Annotated in this window: 20 protein-coding genes, 1 pseudogene and 1 riboswitch; of the genes and pseudogenes, 9 read left to right on the top strand and 12 right to left on the bottom strand. The window is 69.2% G+C overall.

Features of this window, described 5'->3' with window-relative positions:
* The first annotated feature begins 4 nt into the window (after window positions 1–4).
* Window positions 5–1,033 (top strand): LacI family DNA-binding transcriptional regulator, encoded by a 1,029-nt coding sequence (locus SPR02S_RS32360; protein ID WP_019061182.1) that lies wholly within the window; start codon window positions 5–7, stop codon window positions 1,031–1,033.
* A 106-nt stretch (window positions 1,034–1,139) separates the two neighbouring features.
* Window positions 1,140–1,946 carry a Cof-type HAD-IIB family hydrolase gene (locus SPR02S_RS32355; protein ID WP_019061181.1) on the top strand — a complete coding sequence of 269 codons (807 nt, stop codon included), beginning with the start codon at window positions 1,140–1,142 and terminating at the stop codon, window positions 1,944–1,946.
* Window positions 1,947–2,066: 120 nt separating this feature from the next.
* Here the strand turns inward: SPR02S_RS32355 and SPR02S_RS32350 are convergent, their stop codons facing one another.
* From SPR02S_RS32350 to SPR02S_RS32340, 3 genes are all read right to left on the bottom strand, one after another.
* Entirely contained in the window at window positions 2,067–2,546 is a 480-nt protein-coding gene (locus SPR02S_RS32350) for a transglycosylase SLT domain-containing protein (protein WP_019061180.1), read from the bottom strand.
* Between the two features lie 3 nt (window positions 2,547–2,549).
* Window positions 2,550–2,721: riboswitch (cyclic di-AMP (ydaO/yuaA leader) on the bottom strand.
* A gap of 263 nt (window positions 2,722–2,984) precedes the next feature.
* Entirely contained in the window at window positions 2,985–4,979 is a 1,995-nt protein-coding gene (locus SPR02S_RS32345; protein WP_019061179.1) for a CocE/NonD family hydrolase, read from the bottom strand.
* Window positions 4,980–4,995: 16 nt separating this feature from the next.
* A complete protein-coding gene (locus SPR02S_RS32340; protein WP_019061178.1) occupies window positions 4,996–6,501 on the bottom strand; it encodes a peptide MFS transporter in 1,506 nt (501 codons plus the stop codon).
* Between the two features lie 205 nt (window positions 6,502–6,706).
* Here SPR02S_RS32340 and SPR02S_RS32335 point away from each other — a divergent pair, with 205 nt between their 5' ends.
* The 4 genes and pseudogenes from SPR02S_RS32335 to SPR02S_RS56750 all read left to right on the top strand — a co-directional run bounded on the left by SPR02S_RS32335 (window position 6,707) and on the right by SPR02S_RS56750 (window position 11,124).
* Window positions 6,707–7,717 (top strand): polyprenyl synthetase family protein, encoded by a 1,011-nt coding sequence (locus SPR02S_RS32335; RefSeq protein ID WP_019061177.1) that lies wholly within the window; start codon window positions 6,707–6,709, stop codon window positions 7,715–7,717.
* Between the two features lie 287 nt (window positions 7,718–8,004).
* Window positions 8,005–9,231 carry a LolA family protein gene (locus SPR02S_RS32330; RefSeq protein WP_019061176.1) on the top strand — a complete coding sequence of 409 codons (1,227 nt, stop codon included), beginning with the start codon at window positions 8,005–8,007 and terminating at the stop codon, window positions 9,229–9,231.
* Window positions 9,232–9,282: 51 nt separating this feature from the next.
* The gene (locus SPR02S_RS32325; RefSeq protein ID WP_019061175.1) at window positions 9,283–10,257 is read left to right on the top strand and encodes an ABC transporter ATP-binding protein; all 975 of its coding nucleotides are present in this window, start codon (window positions 9,283–9,285) and stop codon (window positions 10,255–10,257) included.
* Window positions 10,244–11,124, top strand: a pseudogene (locus SPR02S_RS56750) (ABC transporter permease). The gene SPR02S_RS32325 and the pseudogene SPR02S_RS56750 overlap by 14 nt, the downstream one beginning before the upstream one ends.
* Here SPR02S_RS56750 and SPR02S_RS32315 read toward each other — a convergent pair.
* Both SPR02S_RS32315 and SPR02S_RS32310 read right to left on the bottom strand, forming a co-directional pair.
* A complete protein-coding gene (locus SPR02S_RS32315; RefSeq protein ID WP_019061173.1) occupies window positions 11,114–11,701 on the bottom strand; it encodes a flavodoxin family protein in 588 nt (195 codons plus the stop codon). The pseudogene SPR02S_RS56750 and the gene SPR02S_RS32315 sit on opposite strands and share 11 nt — an antisense overlap.
* Before the next feature lie 294 nt (window positions 11,702–11,995).
* Entirely contained in the window at window positions 11,996–12,541 is a 546-nt protein-coding gene (locus tag SPR02S_RS32310) for a DUF6668 family protein (protein WP_019061172.1), read from the bottom strand.
* Window positions 12,542–12,718: 177 nt separating this feature from the next.
* Between SPR02S_RS32310 and SPR02S_RS32305 the strand changes: the two genes are divergently transcribed.
* Complete coding sequence (locus tag SPR02S_RS32305; protein ID WP_026151053.1) at window positions 12,719–14,104, top strand: hypothetical protein; 1,386 nt, start codon at window positions 12,719–12,721, stop codon at window positions 14,102–14,104.
* A gap of 10 nt (window positions 14,105–14,114) precedes the next feature.
* Here SPR02S_RS32305 and SPR02S_RS32300 read toward each other — a convergent pair whose 3' ends face one another.
* The 3 genes from SPR02S_RS32300 to SPR02S_RS32290 all read right to left on the bottom strand — a co-directional run bounded on the left by SPR02S_RS32300 (window position 14,115) and on the right by SPR02S_RS32290 (window position 16,691).
* Window positions 14,115–14,591: a VOC family protein gene (locus SPR02S_RS32300; protein WP_019061168.1), complete on the bottom strand. Its 477-nt coding sequence runs from the start codon at window positions 14,589–14,591 to the stop codon at window positions 14,115–14,117.
* 38 nt (window positions 14,592–14,629) lie between these two features.
* Entirely contained in the window at window positions 14,630–15,634 is a 1,005-nt protein-coding gene (gene rarD, locus SPR02S_RS32295; RefSeq protein ID WP_019061167.1) for an EamA family transporter RarD, read from the bottom strand.
* A gap of 202 nt (window positions 15,635–15,836) precedes the next feature.
* The gene (locus SPR02S_RS32290; RefSeq protein WP_019061166.1) at window positions 15,837–16,691 is read right to left on the bottom strand and encodes an SDR family oxidoreductase; all 855 of its coding nucleotides are present in this window, start codon (window positions 16,689–16,691) and stop codon (window positions 15,837–15,839) included.
* A 105-nt stretch (window positions 16,692–16,796) separates the two neighbouring features.
* Between SPR02S_RS32290 and SPR02S_RS32285 the strand changes: the two genes are divergently transcribed.
* The gene (locus tag SPR02S_RS32285) at window positions 16,797–17,213 is read left to right on the top strand and encodes a winged helix-turn-helix transcriptional regulator (protein WP_019061165.1); all 417 of its coding nucleotides are present in this window, start codon (window positions 16,797–16,799) and stop codon (window positions 17,211–17,213) included.
* 360 nt (window positions 17,214–17,573) lie between these two features.
* The gene (locus SPR02S_RS32280) at window positions 17,574–17,762 is read left to right on the top strand and encodes a hypothetical protein (RefSeq protein ID WP_052347086.1); all 189 of its coding nucleotides are present in this window, start codon (window positions 17,574–17,576) and stop codon (window positions 17,760–17,762) included.
* Between the two features lie 64 nt (window positions 17,763–17,826).
* On the opposite strand, the gene SPR02S_RS32275 is transcribed toward SPR02S_RS32280, so the two are convergent.
* The 4 genes from SPR02S_RS32275 to SPR02S_RS32260 all read right to left on the bottom strand — a co-directional run.
* On the bottom strand, window positions 17,827–18,906 hold the full coding sequence (locus SPR02S_RS32275; RefSeq protein WP_019061163.1) for a 2-oxoacid:ferredoxin oxidoreductase subunit beta: 1,080 nt from the start codon (window positions 18,904–18,906) through the stop codon (window positions 17,827–17,829).
* Window positions 18,899–20,836: a 2-oxoacid:acceptor oxidoreductase subunit alpha gene (locus tag SPR02S_RS32270; RefSeq protein WP_019061162.1), complete on the bottom strand. Its 1,938-nt coding sequence runs from the start codon at window positions 20,834–20,836 to the stop codon at window positions 18,899–18,901. Before SPR02S_RS32270 ends, SPR02S_RS32275 begins: the two co-directional genes overlap by 8 nt.
* A gap of 318 nt (window positions 20,837–21,154) precedes the next feature.
* Window positions 21,155–21,814, bottom strand: a complete 660-nt coding sequence (locus tag SPR02S_RS32265) for a response regulator transcription factor (RefSeq protein ID WP_281169912.1) — start codon at window positions 21,812–21,814, stop codon at window positions 21,155–21,157.
* A gap of 389 nt (window positions 21,815–22,203) precedes the next feature.
* Window positions 22,204–22,756 (bottom strand): sensor histidine kinase (locus tag SPR02S_RS32260; RefSeq protein WP_019061160.1); only part of this gene is annotated, 553 nt, incomplete at its 5' end.

Here is a 22,756-nt window from a genome sequence, read left to right as displayed (position 1 = left end):
GACCATGGCCACCAGTCCGAACGGACGCCGCAAACCGCCCACCATCCACGACGTGGCCCGGGAGGCAGGGGTCTCCCGGGGGACCGTCTCCCGGTTCCTGAACGGCGGCCACTACGTCTCACCGGCCGCCCGCACCGCGGTGGAGACGGCCATCAGGAAGACGGGCTACGTCGTCAACCGGCACGCCCGCTCCCTGAGCACCGGACGCTCGGACTCGGTGGCGTTCCTCCTCACCGAGCCGCAGGAGAAGTTCTTCGAGGACCCCAACTTCAATGTCCTGCTGCGGGGTTGCACCGAACACCTGGCCCGCCACGACATCCCGCTCCTGCTGATGCTGGCCTCCTCGAAGGACGAACGCCGCCGCCTCACCCGGTACATCACCTCGGGCCACGTGGACGGCGTACTCCTCGTCTCCAACCACAGCGGCGACCCGGTCGCGGCCGAACTCCGGGACGCGGGAATCCCGTTGGTGGCCTGCGGCAAACCGCTGGGCACCGCCTCCAAGTACAGCTACGTCGCCGCCGCCGACCGCGACGGCGCCCAGGAGATGGTCCGCCACCTCATCGCGGGCGGCCGCCGCCGCATCGGCATGGTCACCGGCCCACTCGACGCACCGGGCGGCCCCGACCGCCTGGCGGGTTATCGAGATGTCCTCACCGAGGCAGGCCTGCCCCACGACCCGACCCTCGTGGTGGAGGGCGACTACCGCCGCACGGGCGGCGAGGAAGCAGCCCGCAGACTCCTCGCCCAGGCCCCCGACATAGACGCGGTCTTCGTAGCCTCGGACCTGATGGCCCTGGGAGTCGTCAACACCCTTCAACAGTCCGGCCGTTCGGTCCCGGATGACATCGCTGTCGGAGGCTTCGACGACTCGGCGGCTGCCACGTCCATCACCCCGGCCCTGACGACCATGCGTCAGCCTTACGACCGCATCAGCGCCGAAATGGTGAGAATGCTCCTCGCCCAGATCGCGGGCGAGGACACGGCGGGCGTGATTCTGCCTACGGAACTGGTGGTACGGGAGTCGGCATAACGGCCGTAATTGTCAAACCAACCGGAACACGGGTACACGCATGTGAAGGCAGGAGCCGTCCGGTTCGTGTCGAGTCGGTGGGGCGTTCCATCCGTATTCTCTGATCATGGCCGCCCCCCTCGCATATGCACTGATCGCCACCGACCTGGACGGAACGCTGCTGCGCGGCGACGACACCCTCTCCGACCGGTCCCGCGCCGTACTGCGGCGGGTGGCGGGGGCCGGTGCCCGGCACCTCGTCGTCACCGGCAGGCCCGCCCCGAGGGTGCGGCCCCTCCTCGACGACCTCGGCTCCAGAGGGCTCGCGGTGTGCGGACAGGGCGCGCAGTTGTACGACGCCGGCGCGGACCGTCTGCTCTGGTCGGTCACCCTGGACCGGGAGTTGGCGGAGACCGCGCTCGGCAAGATCGAGGCGGAGGTGGGCCAGGTGTACGCGGCGGTCGACCAGGACGGCGTGGACGGCCTCACCCTGATCGAGCCCGGCTACTTGATGCCGCACCCCACGCTGCCGGCGGTACGGGTAGGCAAGCGCGACGACTTGTGGTGCGAACCCATCAGCAAGGTGTTGCTCCGTCACCCCGCCCTGGAGGACGACGAGTTGGCATCCACGGCCCGCTCGGTGGTCGGTTCCCTGGCCTCGGTCACCATGTCGGGCCCCGGCACCGTCGAACTCCAGCCACTCGGCATCACCAAGGCGACGGGACTGGCCCTCGCCGCCCGCCACTTGGGCCTGACCCCGTCCGACACCATCGCCTTCGGCGACATGCCGAACGACATTCCCATGTTCGACTGGGCAGCGCATGGAGTGGCGATGGCCAATGCTCATCCCGAACTCAAGGCGGTGGCGGATGAGGTGACGTCCTCGAACGAGGACGACGGAATCGCGCTGGTACTTGAGAGATTGTTCAGCTAGAACGCGCCCTGTTTTTAGGGGCGCGGGGCTGTGTCTATTTGCGGCTCCGCCGCGCGGGCGCGACCAGCCACGACGGCGCTGCACTCAAAACACAACCCGTCGTGGCTGATCCAACGTTTTCTAGTAAGCGCCGTACACGTTGTCGATGGACCCATACACGGCCGCCGCGTAGTTACAAGCAGCGGTGATGTTGGCGACCGGGTCATACGGATCAAACGAAGTCCCGGCAACGTGATACGCGTTGAACGTCGGGTCGATCACCTGGAGAAGCCCCTTGGACGGCGTACCCGCCGCCGCGTTGGAGTCCCAGTTGTTGATCGCGTACTGGTTACCGGACGACTCACGGATCACGTTCCGGTAGATCCCGTTGTACGTACCCGGAATCCCCTTCTGCGCCATGATCGCGAGCGACTGCCGGATCCACCCGTCAAGGGTGTTGGGGTACCCGGCAAGCGTGGTCGAGGCGGTGGTGGTCGACGTGGTGGCCGCGGACGCGGTGGTCGCACCGACGACAGGCAGCGCGAGGATCGCGACACCGGTACCGGTGAGAACGGCACGGCGGACAAGGCGGGCACGGCGGGACTGAGCGGATGCAGGCATGACGAGGTTCCTCTCCGTCGCCTGCGAGGTGAGCTGTCGGGTTCGGGCTGGGAGGTGCCCGGCCGCGCCCTGACGGACGTGACTTAACCCCAAGCCGTTCCGGTCGAGACGACCGGCCCGGCGACTTACCTGGTTCCCCCGCTCCTGCCGTGCGAGAAGTTCGTGACTGGGATGCCGGGCGGCGGCAGGATTCGGCGTTCCGCTCGACAGGCCGGGAAACTATGCGAGAGCACATGTCCGGAACAAGTGGCGGAATCACACCTAACCCCTATTGACCTTGGTCTGAGGCGTATGGGGCACTTGATCCTTTGCGCGAGCCAAGGGTCAACTGTCAAACGCCATAAGGGAAAACGCGGGCAGGCCGGGACACAGGTCACGCACAGAAACGCGTGACCCAACTCACGGGAGGATTAAGAACGGCAAATCGGGCATTCACCCTCAACTGGCGGTTCTCGGAATCCTTTTCTCCCATGTGCGGTGGAAGATCACTTCTTCGCCCTCGGTGCAGATGACCTCGTTCGAGGTAATAAATTCCGTTTCGTCGCAAGTAATCTCCGACCGCGTCCGCACGGTCGTGTCCCACCCGAGCTCCGGCCGGTGCAGCCGGATCGACCAGTCGGACCGGGTGCGCGCCGACAAAGGATCCGACTCGTCGATCGTGTACGTCTCCAACGCGTCCTCGGTGAACTCCAACCCGTCCGGGTACACGCGCGTGCCGCCGTACCGGGGGTCCACCTCCAGCCGCCACTCGCCCTTCGCGACGTCCCGTACGACCAACCGCTCGGGCCGCGGTTCGTCCAGCGTCGCCGGGTAGTTGACCCCGAGCGGCTCGGCCTCCTCGGGTTCGTCGAAACGAATGCCCTCTGTCAACTCCTGCTCCCGCACCGGGAGTTCGAGCGCGCTGCCCTCCGGGTCCAGCGTGAACCCCGCCGAAGACTCCGGCTGCGGCCAGATCCACGGCCAGTACGCCGACGACACCGCGAGCCGGATGCGATGCCCGGGCGGGAACGCGTGCCCGATGCCGTTCAGCTCGAAGGTCACGTCCTCGGTGGTGCCCGGCGTCCACGGCACGGCCCGGTCCCGCCCGTGCCGCGCCGACAGGTTCAGCACGCCCCGGGTGACGAGGGTCGAGGCGCCGTCGGGGGCCACGTCGCACAGCCGGGCGATCACCTGCCCGCGCGGCACCTCACAGGTCAGCCGCAGCCGTACCCTCGGCCGCCCCAGCACCCACGTCTCGGCCGGTATCTCGAACTCGAAGCACGCGGAGCGCGCGTCCTCGTCCCGCTGGTCCGGCGGCAGGTCGGCGTCGTTCCCGAAGGGGAAGAAGCGGCCCGCGTCCACACCGGTGTGCATGGGGGAGCGGACGATCACGGGTGCGCCCCGGAGGCCGTACGTCGTCGTCTTGACGTGCGGCGAGGGCCACGCGGGTTCGCCGACCCAACGGCCCGGGAGGGTGTCGTAGACCGTGGCCGGAGGGTGCGAGTCGCTGACGTAGGCCCGTAGGAGCGGGTCGGTCGTGACGCCGGTGTCTTTGCCCTTCAGCCAGTGGTCCCACCAGCGGAGGGTCTCCTGGAGGAAGCCGATCGCGGGGCCCGGCGGCAGGCCGCGGTCCGGGTACTGGTGCGACCAGGGGCCGATCAGGCCGCGTACGCGGTCCGGCGGGAGGTGTTCGACGAGCCGTAGGACCGTGTCGCGGTACGGGTCGTGCCAGCCGCCCACCGCGAGGACGGCCGCGTCGATCGCGCCGTAGTCCTCGCAGACACTGCCGTGCTTCCAGTAGTCGTCGCGGATCTGGTGGGCGAGCCAGGTGTGGATGAACGGGTCGATCTGCTCCAGGCGCTTGAGCCACATGTCGCGCCAGATCAGGCCCGCGTACTCGGGGTCCGGCGGGCGGGCGACGAAGGCGAGCATGGTGGCCGCCCAGGCGTGCAGGTCGACGGCGAGGGCCGAACCGCCCATGTAGTGCACGTCGTTGTCGTAGCGGTCGTCCGTCGAGCAGACCGTGACGATCGCCTTCAGCGGCTCGGGTGCGAGGGCCGCGATCTGGAGGGAGTTGAAGCCGCCCCAGGAGATGCCGAACATGCCGACCTTGCCGGTGCACCAGGGCTGCGCGGCAAGCCAGTTGACGACTTCCACGCCGTCGGCGAGTTCCTGGGCGTCGTACTCGTCGCCGGGGGCACCCTCACTGTTGCCGTGCCCTCGCACGTCGACCCGGACGGAGGCGTAGCCGTGGCCCGCGTACCAGGGGTGGCGCTGGGCGTCCCGGGGCGCGGTCCAGTCGGTCAGGCGGTACGGGAGGTATTCGAGGAGCGCGGGGACGGGTTCGTCCGTCACCGGGCGCCACACGCGCGCGTAGAGGCGTGTTCCGTCCGCGAGGGGGATACGGATGTCCTCGTGGGCCGTCTCGTGGGGGAAGGACGTACGGATGCGCATGAGGGGACCCCTGGGTTCAGTGGACCGGGTGCATGGTGCGGCGCAGCCACGGCGCGGCGGCCATCACCGCGAGGCCCGCGGCCACCGCGATCGCGCCGTTGACGCCGAAGTAGGCCGGCTTGGAGACGTCGTCGTAGAGCTTCACCGTCTGGGCCTGGATGCCGTTCGCGAGGGCGAGGGACAGGAACCAGAGGGACATGGTCTGGCTGGAGAAGGCGGCCGGGGCGAGCTTGGTGGTGGCCGACATGCCGGAGGTCTCCAGGAGGATGTCGCCGAGCCCCAGCAGGAAGTACGAGCCGACGATCCACCAGGCCGACATGCGGTAGGCGTCGCCGCTGTGCCCGCTGGTCGGCAGGACCATCAGCAGGAAGGAGAGGCCGCCGAGTACGACGCCGATCGCGATCTTGTTGGAGGCGTGCGGCTGGCTGCGGCCCATGCGGACCCAGAGCGCGGCGACCACGGGCGCGAGCCCGACCTCGAAGGCGCCGAGCGCGCTCGCGTACCAGCTGGCGGGGAAGTCGAAGCCCAGGATGGTCGTCTCGGCGTTCGACGCGGCCAGTAGCATCATCGTCGAATAGGCCTGGAAGAGAATGAAGTTGAAGACCGTGGAGGCCAGGAAGAGCACGATGTACGGGCGCAGTCGGCCGCGTTCGGCGGGGCTCACGCGCGGGCTCATGAACATCACCGCGAAGTACATGACCGGCGCGATGACCGAGATCACCGTGAGGAGGTCGACGAAGCGGCCCATCGTCAGCCAGCCGGCGGTGGCCAGCGCGGTCGCGAGTGCGGCGGCGATCAGGATGCCTACGACGATCAGCTTCACCGCGCGGCGCAGCGCGTCCGGCGCGAGCGCGAACTCCGCGGTGTTCCGGCGACCGGCCAGGTGACGGCGCCCGGCGACGTACTGGATGAGCCCGAACGTCATGCCGACCGCGGCGGCCGAGAAGCCCCAGTGCCAGCCCTCGTGGTCGCCGAGCCAGCCGGTGATCAGCGGGCCCGCGAAGGCGCCGATGTTGATCGCCATGTAGTAGAGCGCGAAACCGGCGTCCCGGCGCTCGTCCTCGGTGCGGTAGAGCTTGCCGACCATGGTGGCTACGTTGGGCTTGAGCAGGCCGGTGCCGGCGCTGATCAGGCCGAGGCCCACCCAGGTCATCGTGGGCGTGGGGACCGCCATCGCGTAGTGGCCGCAGGCGATCAGGATGCCGCCCCACAGCACCGCGCGGTACGAGCCGAGGATGCGGTCCGCGAGCCAGCCGCCCGCGACCGAGACGAGATAGACCAGCGTTCCGTAGGCTGCGGACACGGACGCGGCCGTTCCGGACGACATGCCCATGCCGCCGTGCGCGACGGTATCCGCGAAGTAGAGGACGAGGATGGCCTGCATGCCGAGGAACGAGAAGCGCTCCCAGACCTCGAGTCCGGAGAGCGTGAGCAGCCCCTTGGGCTGGCCGAAGAAGGTGTGGTCGTCCTCGGGCGGCGGTTGGTCGTCGGGTTCGGCTTCCAGTGCGGTTCGGGACACCATCCACTACTTCCGCGTAAGTCGATAAATATCCGTTCTTATCAGGTGATCAAAAACATACCGGTCATGATCCGATACCGCCCCCGCTGGACGGGGTGGGCGGCATGGGTGATCGAAAGCTGACCGGATACGCTGACTTGAGTGATGCCAGCGACCTATCGACAAACCGTGTGACCGCCCAGGGACACCAGCAGACAGGAGACCCCTCGTGACCGTCGTCGGGCCGTTCGGGCTGAGCGTGCGGGACCAGGCTCTGGAAGCCGATGTCCAGGCCGGAATGGCGGCAGTCGAGGAGGGTCTGCTCGAAGCCACCAAGAGCGAGGTCCCCTTCATCACGGAGGCCGCCCAGCACCTCGTGCGCGCGGGCGGAAAGCGGTTCCGGCCGCTCCTCGTGATGCTCGCCGCCCAGTTCGGTGACCCCTACGCGCCGGGTGTCGTGCCCTCGGCCGTCGTCGTCGAGCTGACCCACCTCGCCACGCTGTACCACGACGACGTCATGGACGAGGCGACCGTGCGGCGCGGCGTGGAGAGCGCCAACGTCCGCTGGGGCAACTCGGTCGCGGTCCTCACCGGCGACTTCCTGTTCGCGCGCGCGTCGCACACCCTGGCCGACCTCGGCCCCGAGGCGGTGCGGGTGCAGGCCGAGGCGTTCGAACGCCTCGTCACCGGCCAGATCCTGGAGACGGCCGGCCCGTCCGACGGGCGCGACCCGGTCGAGCACTACCTCGACGTGCTCGGCGGCAAGACCGGCTCCCTGGTCGCGGTCGCCTGCCGCTTCGGCGCGATGATGTCCGGCTGCGACGACACCGTCGTGGACGTCCTCACCCAGTACGGCGAGCGGCTCGGCGTCGCCTTCCAGCTCGCGGACGACGTCCTGGACATCGCCTCCGACGGGGAGGAGTCCGGCAAGACCCCGGGCACGGACCTGCGCGAGGGCATCCCCACGCTGCCGGTCCTCTTGCTCCGGGAGCGGGCGGCCCGCCTGGGTCTCGCCGAGGACATCGCCCTGTGCGAACTGCTCGACTCCGACCTCACGGACGACGCCCGGCACGCCGAGGCGCTCGCGCGGCTCCGTGTCCACCCGGCCCTGGAGCAGGCCCGCCGCGACACCGTCCGGTACGTGGAGGACGCCCGCGCGGCGCTCGCTCCGCTTCCGGAGTGCGACGCGAAGGTCGCGCTGCTGGAGATGTGCGATGCGGTGGTGCATCGGGCGGGCTGAGGTGGTGGTGCACCGCGCGGGCTGAGGTTCTGAGCAAAAGGTCCTGAGCAACTGCCGTACGGAGGCGGCGTCTTCCCCCTAAGGGTTTGGGGAGGCGCCGCCTCCGTGTGTCATACCGCAGGAGTACGTGGAGTTGCCTCCCGGGTCTGACGCTTATCCCTCGGCGATTTGGTCAGATGGAGAACAGAGAAAACACCACTCCTCACCGATTCGGGTGAGAATGGCGGCTCAGGGTGGGACGAGTACAGCAAGGGTTGGCCGCCGCCGACGACGGAGGTAAGGCAGACATGGCACCGTACGAAACCGACGACAGCACGGACACCGGAGAGCGCGACGAGCTCCGGGCCGGGCGGCGCAGGGCGGCGCGGTACATCGTCCCGGTCACCGTGGTGGGGGTGGCGGCGGCGACCATCGGACTGGTCCCGGCGCTCGCCGACTCCGGCGACCCGAACCTTCCGAAGATCACCGCAGAGCAGCTGATCAACAAGATCGCCAAGTCGGACGTCCAGCAGCTGTCCGGCACCGTGAAGATCAGCACCGACCTGGGCCTGCCCGACCTCGGCGGCCTGGAGAGCAGCATGCTGTCCGGCGCCACGAAGTCCGGCGACGGCTCCTCGGCCGACCCGACCGCCAAGCTCACCGAGCTGGCCAGCGGCACCCACACCCTGCGCGTCGCGGCCGACGGCCCCGACAAGCAGAAGGTGTCGCTGCTGGAGAACGCGGCGGAGTACAGCCTCATCCACAACGGCAAGGACGTCTGGGGCTACGACAGCAAGTCGAACGAGGTCTTCCACGGCACGACCGCCGCGGATGCCTCGAAGGGCGACGAGACCCGGGCGACGCCGAAGGGGCTCACCGACGAGGCGCTCAAGTCGGTCGACGACACGACGTCCGTCACGGTCGACGGCACCGAGCACGTCGCCGGGCGCGACGCCTACAAGCTGGTCATCAAGCCCAAGCAGTCCGGTACGACGGTCGGTGCGATCAGCATCGCGGTGGACGCGAAGACCGGCCTGCCGCTCAAGTTCACGCTCACCCCGGCGAGCGGCGGCGCGGCCGTCGTGGACGTCGGCTTCACCCAGCTCAGCCTCAGCAAGCCGGCCGCCTCCACCTTCGACTTCAAGACGCCCAAGGGCGCGAAGGTCACCACGGAGGACAGCCCGGGCAAGGCGACTCCGGACCACTCCGCCCCGTTCGGCAAGGACGACAAGAGCGGCAAGACGGACAAGGGCCTCGCCAAGGGCGCCGACGACCCCACGGTCATCGGCAAGGGCTGGAACTCCATCGCCGTCTTCGAGACCGGCGGCGAGGGTGTGCCGTCCGGTTCCTCGGCCGGTGGTGGGGACCTCGGTGGGTTCCTCAGCTCGCTCGGGGACCAGGTGAAGGGCTCCTTCGGTTCGGGCACGGTGTACTCGACCCGGCTGGTCAATGCCCTGATCACGGATGACGGCAAGGTGTACGTCGGCGCGGTGACCAAGAGTGCCTTGGTCAAGGCGGCTGACGCGGCGAAGTAAGTACCGACGGTTGATCAACTGCCGTAGGGGCACGGCGAATTGAGGGAGTCGATGGGCGAACCGTCCGCTGAAGTGCCGGAACAGGTGGACGCGGGTGACGGCATCATCGCGACCCGTGGACTCACCAAGCGCTTTCGCGGCGGGCAGCTCGCCGTGGACGGTCTCGACCTGACCGTCCCGGCGGGCAGCGTCTTCGGCTTCCTCGGGCCCAATGGGTCGGGCAAGACCACCACCATCCGGATGTTGATGGGGCTGATCGAGCCCAGCTCCGGGACGGCGCGGGTTCTGGGCCGTCCCATGCCGAGGTCGGTGCGTACGGTTCTGCCTCGCGTCGGTGCGTTGATCGAGGGGCCCGCGCTGTATGGGTTTCTGTCCGGTCGCGACAATCTGCTTCGGTACGACTCCGCCGATCCGACCGCCGATCCGCGTACCCGGCGGGCCCGCGTTGCCGCCGCGCTGGATCGGGTGGGGTTGACTGCGGCCTCCGGGAAGAAGGCCAAGGCGTACTCGCTGGGGATGAAGCAGCGGCTGGGGCTTGCCTCTGCCTTGCTTCAGCCCCGTGAGCTGCTTGTTCTGGATGAGCCGACGAACGGGCTCGATCCGCAGGGCATGCGTGAAATCCGGTCTCTGATCCGGGAGTTGGCCTCGGACGGTACGACCGTTTTTCTGTCTTCCCATCTCCTTGATGAGATCGAGCAGGTCTGCACGCATGCGGCCGTGATGGCGCAGGGGCGGCTGATCACGCAGGGCTCGGTGACCGAGCTGGCGGCGGGGACGCGGGGGCGGTTGTTCGTGACCACGCCTGATGTCGGGGACGCGGCGCGGGTGCTGAAGGAACTGGGGTTGGCCGACGTGGTCGTGGCGGAGGAGCGGGTTACTGCCGAGCCGCCCGATCGTGAACTCGCCGAGGTGAATGAGGCGTTGGTGACCGCCGGGGTGCGGGTGCGGGGGTTCGGGGTTGAACGGGCCTCGCTGGAGGACGCGTTCGTGGCGCTCACGGGGGAGGGGTTCGATGTCGCAGGCTGATCTTGCGGTGCGGGCGCCGCGATTTGTGTGGACGTTCGGGCTGTTGCGCAGTGAGTTGGTGACCACGTTTCGGCGGTGGCGCACGCTTGCGTTGCTCGGGGTGTTGGCCGCGGTGCCGATCCTTGTCGGGATCGCGGTGAAGTTGGAGACGCAGGACGGGGGCGGGGCTGGGCGGGGGACGGGGGTGGGGGCGGTGGACCCGCGTTCATTGCGCAGATCACCAACAACGGGCTGTTCCTGGTGTTCACCGCGTTGGCCGCTACCCTTCCGTTTTTTCTTCCCATGGCCATCGGAGTTGTCGCGGGCGACTCGATCGCGGGCGAGGCCAGCGGGGGGACCTTGCGGTATCTCCTGGTCGCTCCGGCCGGCCGTACTCGGTTGCTTCTCACCAAGTACGCGACGGTGATGACGTTCTGTGTGGTGGCGACGCTGGTTGTGGCGCTGTCGGCGCTGACGGTGGGCGCGTTGCTCTTTCCGCTGGGGGATCTGACGACGATCTCCGGTACGCAGATCAGCTTCGCGGAGGGGTTGGGGCGGGCGTTGTTGATCGCGTTGGTCGTTGCCGCGTCGCTTGTTGGTATTGCCGCCCTGGGGTTGTTCATCTCGACCATGACCAGCAGTGGGATCGCGGCGATGGCCACTACCGTGGGGCTGCTGATCACCGTTCAGATCCTTGATCAGATTCCTCAACTGCACGCGCTTCAGCCGTACTTCTTCTCGCATTACTGGTTGTCCTTCGCCGACCTCATGCGCGAACCGGTCTACTGGGACGACCTGGTGAAGAATCTGGGCCTTCAGGCGTTGTACGCGGCGGTGTTCGGGTCTGCGGCTTGGGCGCGGTTCACGGCGAAGGACATCACGGCGTAGGGAAGCGGGCGAGCGGGGTGTCCTGGGCGAAGAACGTCTTCGCTCGGGTCAGTGCCTCGGTGTCCTTCAGTACGTCTCCGGGGGCGCTGCCGTTGCCGAGCAGGACTCCGCCGAAGCGCATCTTGAGGTACGCGGCCGAGTTGTTGAGCGTACCGATCAGCGGGTCGGCGACCACGGGTTCGTCGTCGGCGAGTGCGGAGACGCCCCAGAGGGTGCGGCCGGCCATCGTCGCCCTGAAGTCCGCGCCGGGGACGCGCAGCCAGTCGGACCAGTAGTCCAGGTAGCGCTTGGTGAGGCCCGACAGGGAGTACCAGTAGACCGGCGAGGCGATCACGATGTCCGTCGCGGCGAGGGTGGCGTCGAGGAGTTGCCGGATGGTGTCGTTCTCGGTGGGCTGGACTGCCCCGACGATTCCGTCGTGCCGGATGTCCAGGAAGTCGGGGAGCGGGTGGTCGGCGAGGCGTATCCACTCCTGCTCGACGTCCGGGGGCAGCTGTTCGGCGGCCCTGCGGGCGAGCCGTTCGGTGTTGCCGTCCGGGCGGGCGCTGCCCAGCACGAAGAGGAAGCGGCGGGTCATGGGTCCCCCAGGGGTGGTCGGCGCGCGGTGGTTATAGCTGTGTGCATTATATGCGCGCGCAATCATCTGTCCATGGGGTGCCTGCGGGGTGGGGTGCCTGCGGGTTGGTGGGGGCGCCCGCAGGTGAGTGGTGGGGTCGGGGTCGTGGCGGTACGGCGAGCCCGCCGCACTCGGGCCCCTCTGGTGTTGTCAGAGTCGAACGGGTTGGTGCCGGGTACGCGGCGGGCTGCGCCGTACCGCCACGACCCGCTCCCGTGGTTCGGCGGCTGCGGGCCTGTGGGGGTGTGCGTGTTGTCAGCGGGGGTGGCGGGTTGACCCTGTGAGCCTGGCCAGCGCCTCTGTTTCGCGGGGTGGGTCGCCGGTGAGGTCGCCGATGCGCCAGGACGGGACCCAGGGGACTCGGTAGACGTCGATCATCGACTCGATGGCCTTGACGTAGTGGGCGAGCTGGCGGGGTAGGCGGCCGGGTGCGTCCGCTACGAGGACTACGGCGTCCAGGTCCAGCCCGGGCGGTGCCTCGCCGCGCCGGAAGACGTCCAGGGCGCGGGAGATCGCGGCCAGCCCTGCGGCATGCGTGCGGGCGACGAGCAGGATCGAGGGTGGGTCCTCGGGGGCCGGCCAGTCGCGGCCGCAGTCCTGGCCGCCGTAGACGGAGGCGAGGGTGGTGACGCCGGTGCCGCCGTGGGTGGCGACCCAGGAGAAGCGGCGGCGTGGGGTGGTGGCGATACTGGAGGGGCGCTCGGGTGTTTCCGGTGCCTCTGCGTGCGGGCCGTTGGCCACCGGTAGCGGTACCGGTCCGCGGAGCCAGATCTCCGGGCCCTGCCGTCCACCTGTCTGCATGACCAGCTCCTCCCTCGTGGTCCCGCCGGTCCTCACGGAACTCCTGGGACGAGGCTGTGACGTCGCGGTTACCTGAGAACCTGAAGGGAACGGCGAGACTCAACAGTACGCGTACGAACGGATCTTGACGCTGGGGAACGCGGGCCGCCTCCCCGACGCATGCGAGTGAGGGAACCGATGACTCGACTCAGCCGCGAGCAGAAGCGGGAACAGAAGCGAGCCGCACGCTCGGCACCCGCCGCGTCACCTTTCGAGGTACGCGTCCCTGTGGACGGCCCGGGCGCCGGGGGTGCGTCGATCGGCGGCGTGCCGGTCGCGGTCGTCGCGGGCGAGGAGATCCAGCAGACGGTTCTGAGTCATCTCCATCGCATTGCCTCGGCCACGGGGCACCCCGTGCGCGCGACCGTCCATGACGATCGGATCGGGTACGTCGTTCCGCTCCAGATCGATCCGGACGGGTCCAGTCACTTCTCGGCCGAGCCGTGGGCGATCGTCGGTGCGGGGAATGCCCCCGGTGGGGTTCCGCCGGTGCCCGCGCTGCCGTCGGCGGTATCTGCGGACGTCGTGGAACCGCAACCGGCACCGGAATCGGAAGTGGCGCGGGAGCCTGCGGATCTCCGTGGGGCGAGTGGTGACCCGGTCACTCATCGGCTGCGGGCCGTGTCCGCTCCGGGGGTGGAGGGGGAGGTGGTTCCTACCTTTCCGTTGCGGGCTGTGCCCGAGTCGGCGGGGGAGCCGGCGCCCACGTTCCCGTTGCACGCCGTGCCTGAGTCGGCCGACGGGAGTGCGCCGCTGGGGTCGGTGCAGGCCCCCACGGGGGCGTTCGGGCCGCCGCCGGTGATGGACGCGGCGCCGGTGACGGACGTACCGCCGGTCATGGGTGGGCAGTCGGTGTCGGACGTCCCGCCGTTCGTGGATGCGCGGCCGGTCGCGGAGCTACCGCCTGTCACCCCGGAACGTGCCCCCCGGCCCGCCGCCATCCCCATCCCCGACCTCGCCCTCACCGCCCCGGAACCGGACCCCAAGCCGACGCCCGCGCGGGGGTTCGACGCCGTGGCCGAGGCCGTGCTGGGGGACGAACCGGTGACCACCGACGGCGCGGGGACCGCGTTCCTCATCGAGCCGATGGTGCGGATCAACGACGCCGTCAAGGCGGGGCGGATCGACGAGGCCGCAGGGCTGGCGGAGCGGACCGTCGCGGACGCGGCGGGCGCTCTCGGTCCCGAGCACCCCGAGGTTCTGCGGTTGCGCGAACTCGCCGCCTACATCGCCTACTTGGCCGGTGACCCGCTCCACGCCTTCCACCTCTCGCTCGACCTCGCCCGCATCCGCCACCGTGCCCACGACGCGGAGGCCGCCTACGGCAACGTCCAGAGCGCGGCCACCGCCTGGCGGGCCGTACGCGACCCGGAGCAGGGCCTGGCCCTCGGCCGCGACCTCATCGACCTGTGGACCGAACTCACCACCGAGGACGGCCCCGCCGTAGAGGACATCGAGGAGCTGGAGTCCGCCCGCGCCCGTATGGGGCGCCTCACGGAGCGTGCCCGTAGGGCTGCTGAGTGAAGCCCGCCCCCTAGGCCACGCAGAATTCGTTCCCCTCGGGGTCCGTCATCACGACCCAGGCGCCGGCCGGTTCCGTCACCCGGCGCAGGACGCTTGCGCCGAGGGTTGTCAGGCGTTCCACCTCCGCCTCGCGGTGGTCCGGGCCCGGGTGCAGGTCGAGGTGGAGGCGGTTCTTGGTGGTTTTTGGTTCCGGTACGCGTTGGAAGAGGAGTCGGCGGCCCAGGCCCGTGCCGCGGTCCTTGTCGTAGGGGTCGTCGGGGTGTCGTACGGCCATCAGGTCGCGGAAGGCCGGGCGGCCGTGGAAGTCGACCGTCGCGGCCGCGGGCAACGCGCCCATTTTCAGGAGCTGTTGGACGAGGGTGCTGTTGTCCTCGGGCTCGTAGTGGAGCGCGGCGGCCCAGAAGTCCGCCTGGGTGTGCGGGTCCGCCGCGTCGATGACCAGTTTCCAGTGGAGTGGGGTGGGCGGGGGTGCGGGCGTCTGTGTCATGCCCTTCACTCTGGCATCGGTGCGGTGTGCCTGCGGGGCTACGCCTCTACCGTGTCCGCCGTGCCCACCGGGTTCGGGCTCCCGGTCGGGGGCCTCTCCGGTGGGAGTGCCGCCGCCGGTGCCGCCGTCCTGCCTCTGCCCCTGCGCGCGGTGCGCCACGCGTCCGTCGTCAGGAGGATGAGCGCCAGCCACACCAGGGCGAAGCCCGCCCAGCGTGCGGGGGGCATCGACTCGTGGAAGTAGAAGATGCCGAGCAGGAACTGGAACACCGGCGCCAGGTACTGGAGCAGGCCCAGCGTCGACAACGGGACCCGGATCGCCGCCGCGCCGAAGCAGACGAGGGGGAGGGCGGTGACGATGCCGGTGGAGGCGAGGAGCGTGGCGTGGCCGACGCCTTCCTGGGCGAAGGTCGCCTCGCCGTGCGCGCCGAGCCACAGCAGGTAGGCGAGTGCCGGCAGGAACTGGATCGCCGTCTCCGCGGCCAGTGATTCGATGCCGCCGAGGTTGACCTTCTTCTTCACCAGGCCGTAGGTCGCGAAGGAGAAGGCGAGCGTGAGGGAGATCCAGGGCGGCTGGCCGTAGCCGACGGTCAGGACGATGACGGCGGCGAAGCCGACGCCTACCGCTGCCCACTGTGCCGGGCGCAGGCGTTCCTTCAGGAGCAGGACGCCCATCGCTATGGTGACGAGCGGGTTGATGAAGTAGCCGAGCGAGGCCTCGACCACGCGGCCGCTGTTCACTGCCCAGATGTAGACGCCCCAGTTGACGGTGATGAAACCCGCGGCGACCGTGACGAGGGCCAACTTGCGTGGCTGGCGCAGGAGTTCACCGGCCCAGGCCCAGCGCCGGATCACCAGGAGTGCCACGGCGACGAAGGCGAGCGACCACACCATCCGGTGGGCCAGGATCTCGGCGGCGCCGGCCGGCTTGAGCAGCGGCCAGAAGAGCGGGACCAGGCCCCACATGCCGTATGCCGCGAAGCCGTTCAGCAGTCCTGTGTGGTGCTGTTCGCCCTTCGGCCTCCCGCTCGGCTTCCCGCTCACGGGCCCCTCCTTCGTACGCGCCCCGCCGCGTCGATGCGGCCAGCACGAAGGTAGCGCCGAGCGGCCTCGGCTGTCATGGCCGTATCGCCATACGGTCATGACAGCCGAGGGGGCGTCCACGACCTCCTGACCCTGCGTGGCGCCGTCAACTCCTGGGCGTCCTCGCGGGCAAGGGCCTCGACGGCGTCACGATCGGCGGCGGTCAGCCCTTGAGCGCGAGGGCGATCGACTCGCTGATCGGCGTGGTCGAGCGGCCCGACAGGCGGGACAAGTCGCCGCTGGACACGACCAGTTGGCCCTGCGCGATGGACGCGTCGACCCCGGCGAGGATCGCGGCGAACGGCTCGGGCAGACCGGCGCCGGTGAGGATGCCGATCAGGGTCTCGGCGGGCACGTTGTTGTAGGCGATCTCCTTGCCGGTCTGCCGGCTCAGCTCGGCCGCGTACTCGGCGAAGCTCCACGCCTCGTCGCCGCCCAGCTCGTACGTCTGGTTCTCGTGGCCCTCGCCGGTCAGTACGGCGACGGCGGCAGCGGCGTAGTCGGCGCGCGAAGCGGCGGAGACCCGGCCGTCACCGGCGGCGGCCACGACGGCGCTGTGCTCCAGGACGGGGGCGAGGTTCTCGGTGTAGTTCTCGTTGTACCAACCGTTGCGGAGCAGGGCGTACGGCACTCCGGACGCCAGCAGTGCCTCCTCCGTGCCGCGGTGGTCGTCGGCCAGGGCGGCGGCGAGGGGGCCGGGGGCGCTGGTGTAGGCGAGGAGCGCGACACCGGCGGCCTTGGCGGCCTCGATGACGACCTTGTGCTGCCCGACCCGGCCCTTCTCGAACTCGTTGCCGGAGATCAGCAGCACCTTGTCGCCGGCGGCGAAGACGGTGTCGAAGGTCTCGGGGGTGTTGTAGTCCGCGACCACGATCTTCACGCCGCGCTCCGCGAAGTCGGCGGCCTTCTCCGGCGTCCGTACGACAGCGGTGATCTGGTCGGCCGGAACCTTCTCCAGCAACTGCTCCACGACGTGACGGCCGAGGTGTCCGGTGGCTCCGGTGACGACGATGCTCATGAGTGACAGCTCCTTGTAGGGGTGCGGCGTGGTGCGGTGCGTGTCACTAACCCTAGGGGAGGCGCTAACTCGTGGAAAGTACCCACTTTGAAGTAAGGTACCGGCATGGCAGTAAGCGTAGAGATGACGGGTGGCCGCGCGGTGGGCGAGGCGATGTGCCCGCACCGCCTGATCATGGAACACGTCACGTCCCGCTGGGGCGTCCTGGTTCTCATCGAGCTCCTGGACCGTCCGTACCGCTTCAGCGAACTCCGCCGGGCGATCGGGCAGGTGCGGCAGGTGAGCGAGAAGATGCTGGCCCAGACCCTGCAGACGCTTGAGCGGGACGGCCTGGTCCATCGCGACGCCAAGCCGGTGATTCCGCCGCGGGTGGACTATTCGCTGACCGACCTGGGGCGTGAGGCGGCGGAGCAGGTGCGGGGGCTGGCCCTGTGGGCCACGGATCGGATGGGGCGGGTACTGGAGGCGCGGGAGGAGTACGACGCGGCGAAGGCGCGAGCAGGTACTGCCGGGGCGCTCTAGTCCTGCCTTGTGCGCGGTGCGTCCTTCCGTGCGCCCCCGTTCCGCCTCGCGCGCCGCGTTCGGGGGCGGGGCAGGCTGGACGGCATGGCTGCGTCACAACAGGACGAGTTCATACGGGAGTTGGCCCGGCAGCTCGGCCGCATAGCGGAGGAACTGCACCGGGCGATCGACGACCCGTCGCTCGCGGAGGTACTGAGCGCCCTGGGCAGTGTCTCGGAGGTCAAGCGCCGGCAGCTCTTCGCGGAGTACTGGCAGTTGACGGCCGAGCACCGGCGGTTCTTGCCGCCGGAGTCGCGCGGCGCGACGCCGTCGGCCCGCCCGGTTCGCCGTCTCGGTGACTCGCCGCGCCAGAGAGGAAGCATGACCGGGGAGACCTGCCCCGATGTCTTCGAACTCAGCGACGGCAGCTTCGCGGTCATCGGAACGGACCGCACCGAAGAACTGGACGCACTCCTCCCCGGCGACGCCGCCCGTGCCGACTACGAACGCATCGTCGTCATCACCCGGGAGACCCTGATCCGGGCCAAGCGGGACATCCCCGACGCCTGACGTAAGCAGAGCAAGAGGGCCCGGGCATCACGCCCAGGCCCTCCAGCCGTACGAGCGGAACCGGTCAGCCCACAACCGTCCAGGTATCCCCGCCCGCCAACAACGCGGCCAGGTCACCCTTCCCGTTCTGCACGATCGCCGTGTCCAGCTGGTCCGCCATCTGCGTGTCGTAGACCGGCCGTTCCACCGATCGCAGCACCCCGATCGGCGTGTGGTGCAGGGTGTCCGGGTCGGCCAGGCGGGACAGGGCGAAGGCCGTGGTCGGGGACGTCGCGTGGGCGTCGTGGACCAGGATCTGGGACTCGTTGTCCGCGGTTACGTCGACCACCTTCAGGTCGCCCGTCGTCGCGTCCCGGATCACGCCGCGCGCAGCGTCCGCACCGAAGCGGATCGGCTGCCCGTGTTCCAGGCGGATCACCGCCTCCTCGGCCCGCTGGCGGTCCTTCAGCGCGTCGAAGGCGCCGTCGTTGAAGATGTTGCAGTTCTGGTAGATCTCGACCAACGCCGTGCCGGGGTGGGCCGCCGCCTCGCGCAGGACCTGCGTGAGGTGTTTGCGGTCCGAGTCGATGGTGCGGGCGACGAAGGACGCCTCCGCGCCGATCGCCAGCGACACCGGGTTGAAAGGGGCGTCCAGCGAGCCCATCGGGGTCGACTTCGTGATCTTGCCGACCTCCGAAGTCGGCGAGTACTGGCCCTTCGTCAGGCCGTAGATCCGGTTGTTGAAGAGGAGGATCTTCAGGTTGACGTTGCGGCGCAGGGCGTGGATCAGGTGGTTGCCGCCGATGGAGAGCGCGTCGCCGTCGCCCGTGACCACCCAGACGCTCAAGTCCCGCCTGGAGGACGCCAGTCCGGTCGCGATCGCCGGGGCGCGGCCGTGGATCGAGTGCATGCCGTACGTGTTCATGTAGTACGGGAAGCGGGAGGAGCAGCCGATGCCGGAGACGAAGACGATGTTCTCCTTGGCGAGGCCCAACTCCGGCATGAAACCCTGCACCGCCGCGAGGATCGCGTAGTCACCGCAGCCGGGGCACCAGCGCACTTCCTGATCGGACTTGAAGTCCTTCATGGACTGCACTGCCTCGGCCTTGGGGACGAGTGAGAGTGCCTCGATCGTGCCCGTGCCTTCCGTGGACGTCTCAGCCATCGATGGCCTCCTTGAGAGCCGTGGCGAGCTGCTCAGCCTTGAACGGCATGCCGTTCACCTGGTTGTACGAGTGCGCGTCCACCAGGTACTTCGCCCGCACCAGCGTGGCGAGCTGACCGAGGTTCATCTCGGGGATCACCACCCGGTCGTAGCGTTTCAGGACCGCGCCGAGGTTGCGGGGGAAGGGGTTGAGGTGGCGGAGGTGCGCCTGCGCGATCGACTCACCGGCGCCCCGCAGGCGGCGGACCGCCGCGGTGATCGGGCCGAACGTCGAGCCCCAGCCGAGGACCAGCGTCCCCGCTCCGTGCGGGTCGTCGACCTCCAGATCCGGTACGTCGATGCCGTCGATCTTGGCCTGGCGGGTGCGGACCATGAAGTCGTGGTTGGCGGGGTCGTAGGAGATGTTGCCCGTGCCGTCCTGCTTCTCGATGCCGCCGATGCGGTGTTCCAGGCCGGGCGTGCCGGGGATGGCCCAAGGGCGGGCGAGGGTCTGCGGGTCGCGTTTGTAGGGCCAGAAGACCTCGGTGCCGTCGTCCAGGGTGTGGTTCGGGCCCTGGGCGAACTGGACGGTGAGGTCCGGGAGTTCGTCGATGTCGGGGATGCGCCAGGGCTCGCTGCCGTTGGCCAGGTAGCCGTCCGAGAGGAGCATCACCGGGGTGCGGTAGGTGAGCGCGATCCGCGCGGCCTCGATCGCCGCGTCGAAGCAGTCGGCCGGGGTGCAGGGGGCGACGATCGGGACCGGCGCCTCGCCGTTGCGGCCGAACATCGCCTGGAGCAGGTCGGCCTGTTCGGTCTTGGTGGGGAGGCCGGTGGAGGGGCCGCCGCGCTGGATGTCCAGGACGAGGAGGGGGAGTTCCATCGATACGGCGAGGCCGATGGTCTCCGACTTCAGCGCGACACCCGGGCCGGACGTGGTGGTGACGGCGAGGGAACCGCCGAAGGCCGCCCCCAGCGCCGCGCCGATGCCCGCGATCTCGTCCTCGGCCTGGAAGGTCCGTACGCCGAAGTTCTTGTGCCGGCTCAGCTCGTGCAGGATGTCCGAGGCCGGGGTGATCGGGTACGAGCCCAGGAAGAGCGGGAGGTCCGCCTGCTGAGACGCGGCGACCAGGCCGTAGGACAGGGCCAGGTTCCCGGAGATGTTGCGGTAGGTGCCGGTCGGGAAGGCGGTGGCGGCCGGGGCGACCTCGTAGGAGACCGCGAAGTCCTCCGTCGTCTCGCCGAAGTTCCAACCCGCCCTGAACGCCGCGATGTTGGCCGCCGCGATCTCGGGTTTCTTCGCGAACTTCGACTTCAGGAACTTCTCGGTGCCCTCGGTCGGCCGGTGGTACATCCACGAGAGCAGACCCAGCGCGAACATGTTCTTGCTGCGCTCGGCCTCCTTGCGGGTCAGGCCGAAGTCCTTCAACGCCTCGACGGTGAGGGTGGTGAGGGGCACGGGGTGCATGCTGTAGCCGTCCATCGACCCGTCGTCGAGGGGTGAGGCGGCGTAACCCACCTTCTGCAGCGCGCGTTTGGTGAACTCGTCCGTGTTGACGATGATCTCCGCGCCGCGCGGAACGTCGGCGATGTTCGCCTTCAGGGCGGCCGGGTTCATCGCGACCAGCACGTTGGGCGCGTCACCCGGGGTCAGGATGTCGTGGTCGGCGAAATGCAGCTGGAACGACGAAACCCCCGGCAGGGTGCCTGCGGGGGCGCGGATCTCGGCCGGGAAGTTCGGCAGGGTGGAGAGGTCGTTCCCGAAGGACGCCGTCTCCGAGGTGAAGCGGTCGCCGGTGAGCTGCATACCGTCACCCGAGTCACCGGCGAACCGGATGATGACCCGGTCCAGGCGGTGGACGTCCTTCACCCCCGCCGGTTTGCGTTGTTCCCCGACCAACGTGCTGTCGGCTCCGTCGGCCTGCTCCGCTGGGCTACTGACCTGGCTGGTCACTGAACTGGACCTCCTCTTCGAGGACGCTGTCCGGGCATGGTCGTCACGCCGACCCTCCCAGGATCAACCCTACGTCTGTAAGGGTCGCCTTCCTTCGGCCGTTCGCATGATGGACGCTGTTTTGAGACGGCCTGACACCCTGACTTGTCATGATTTCTCGCCCCCCGACGCTTGCCTTGAAGACGCTCCCGTTGCGTTGTCTGGTTCTCGGATCGCGCTGTCTGGTACTCGGACTTGGCTGACAGATGACTGACGGCGGTGAACAACCGCCGGTCGGCGGCCGGACAGCTGACACAGTGTCAGTTTGGCAGGTTTTTGTCAGGAGTTGAGGTAGGTGAGGACGGCCAGAACACGTCGGTGATCCCCGTCACTCGGCGACAGGCCCAGCTTCAGGAAGATGTTGCTGACGTGCTTCTCGACCGCCCCGTCGCTCACCACCAGCTGCCGGGCTATCGCGGAGTTCGTCCGCCCCTCGGCCATCAGCCCCAGCACCTCGCGCTCCCGCGGGGTGAGCCGTACGAGCACGTCCTGCTTACGGCTGCGCCCGAGCAGCTGTGCGACCACCTCCGGGTCGAGCGCCGTACCCCCCGAGGCCACCCGCACCACCGCGTCGACGAACTCACGCACCTCGGCCACCCGGTCCTTGAGCAGATAGCCGACGCCATGGCTGGAACCGGCCAGCAGTTCGGTGGCGTAGCGCTCCTCCACGTACTGCGACAACACCAGCACGCCGAGACCGGGATACGCCTTGCGCAGCTCCACCGCCGCGCGGACGCCCTCGTCGGTGTGCGTCGGCGGCATCCGTACGTCGGCCACCACCACGTCCGGCAACGCGTCCTGCTCGGCCAGCTCGGTGATGGTCTTCACCAGCGCGTCCCCGTCACCGACCCCGGCCACCACGTCGTGCCCGCGGTCGGTCAACAACCGGGTCAGGCCCTCCCTGAGCAGCACCGAATCCTCGGCGATGACCACGCGCACCCTGTCCTCCACGATGTTCGGCCCCCCACTGCCCGCCCTGCCGGCCCACGTCGACTCGCGTCCGTCCACATGACAGGTCCAGCATTCCAGGGTTCGCGACTTGGTGCGGGCGGGGGCATGGAATCGGGGGTGGTGAGGGTGGAGGAATCCGGCCTGTCCGGTGTTTGCTTCGCTGCGCGGGCGTTCGCCTTTTAGCGCAGGCCGGCTGTGTCCAGCCCGTCCACTCTTTCAGCGCAGGCCGCATCACTCAGCCTGTCCGGCGATTGAGGACGAGGCCGTTCAGGCCGAAGGGGGGTCTGGGGGCGCAGCCCCCAGAGGGCAGAGCAGGGGGCTGGACCCTTCAACGCCTCGGGCCCTCAACTCCCCGCCCCCTACAACTCCAGGCCCCCTCAACCCCGCCAGGGCAACTCCGCCGTGATCCGGGTGGGCCCGCCCGCCGGTGAGTCGACCACCAGAATCCCGTCCACCGCATCGAGCCGCCCGGCAAGACCGGCCAACCCCGAACCGCCGGAGGCATCCGCGCCGCCCACCCCGTTGTCCACGACCTGAAGCATCAGCCGGTTCTCCACCCGCCACACATCCACCGCGGCCCAGGTCGCCTTCGCGTGCTTGCTGATGTTCTGCAGCAGCTCGGAGACGGTGAAGTACGCGATGCCCTCGATGGCGGCCGCCGGCCGCGCCGGCAGATCCACGTCCACCTGCACCGGCACCGTGCACCGCGAGGCGACGGAGGACAGGGCCGCGTCCAGCCCGCGGTCGGTGAGGACGGCGGGATGGATCCCGCGCGCCAGGTCCCGCAGCTCCTGCAACGCCGTCTTGACCTCGCCGTGCGCCTCGCCCACCATCCGCGCCGCCGCCTGCGGATCCTCCGTCAGCTTCTCCTTCGCCAGCCCGAGGTCCATGGCCAGGGCCACCAGCCGGGCCTGCGCCCCGTCGTGCAGG

Source organism: Streptomyces prunicolor NBRC 13075 (assembly GCF_000367365.1).
Taxonomy (GTDB): domain Bacteria; phylum Actinomycetota; class Actinomycetes; order Streptomycetales; family Streptomycetaceae; genus Streptomyces; species Streptomyces prunicolor.
The sequence above is the reverse complement of the archived record's forward strand: the minus strand, read 5'-3'. Positions and strand labels throughout refer to the sequence as shown.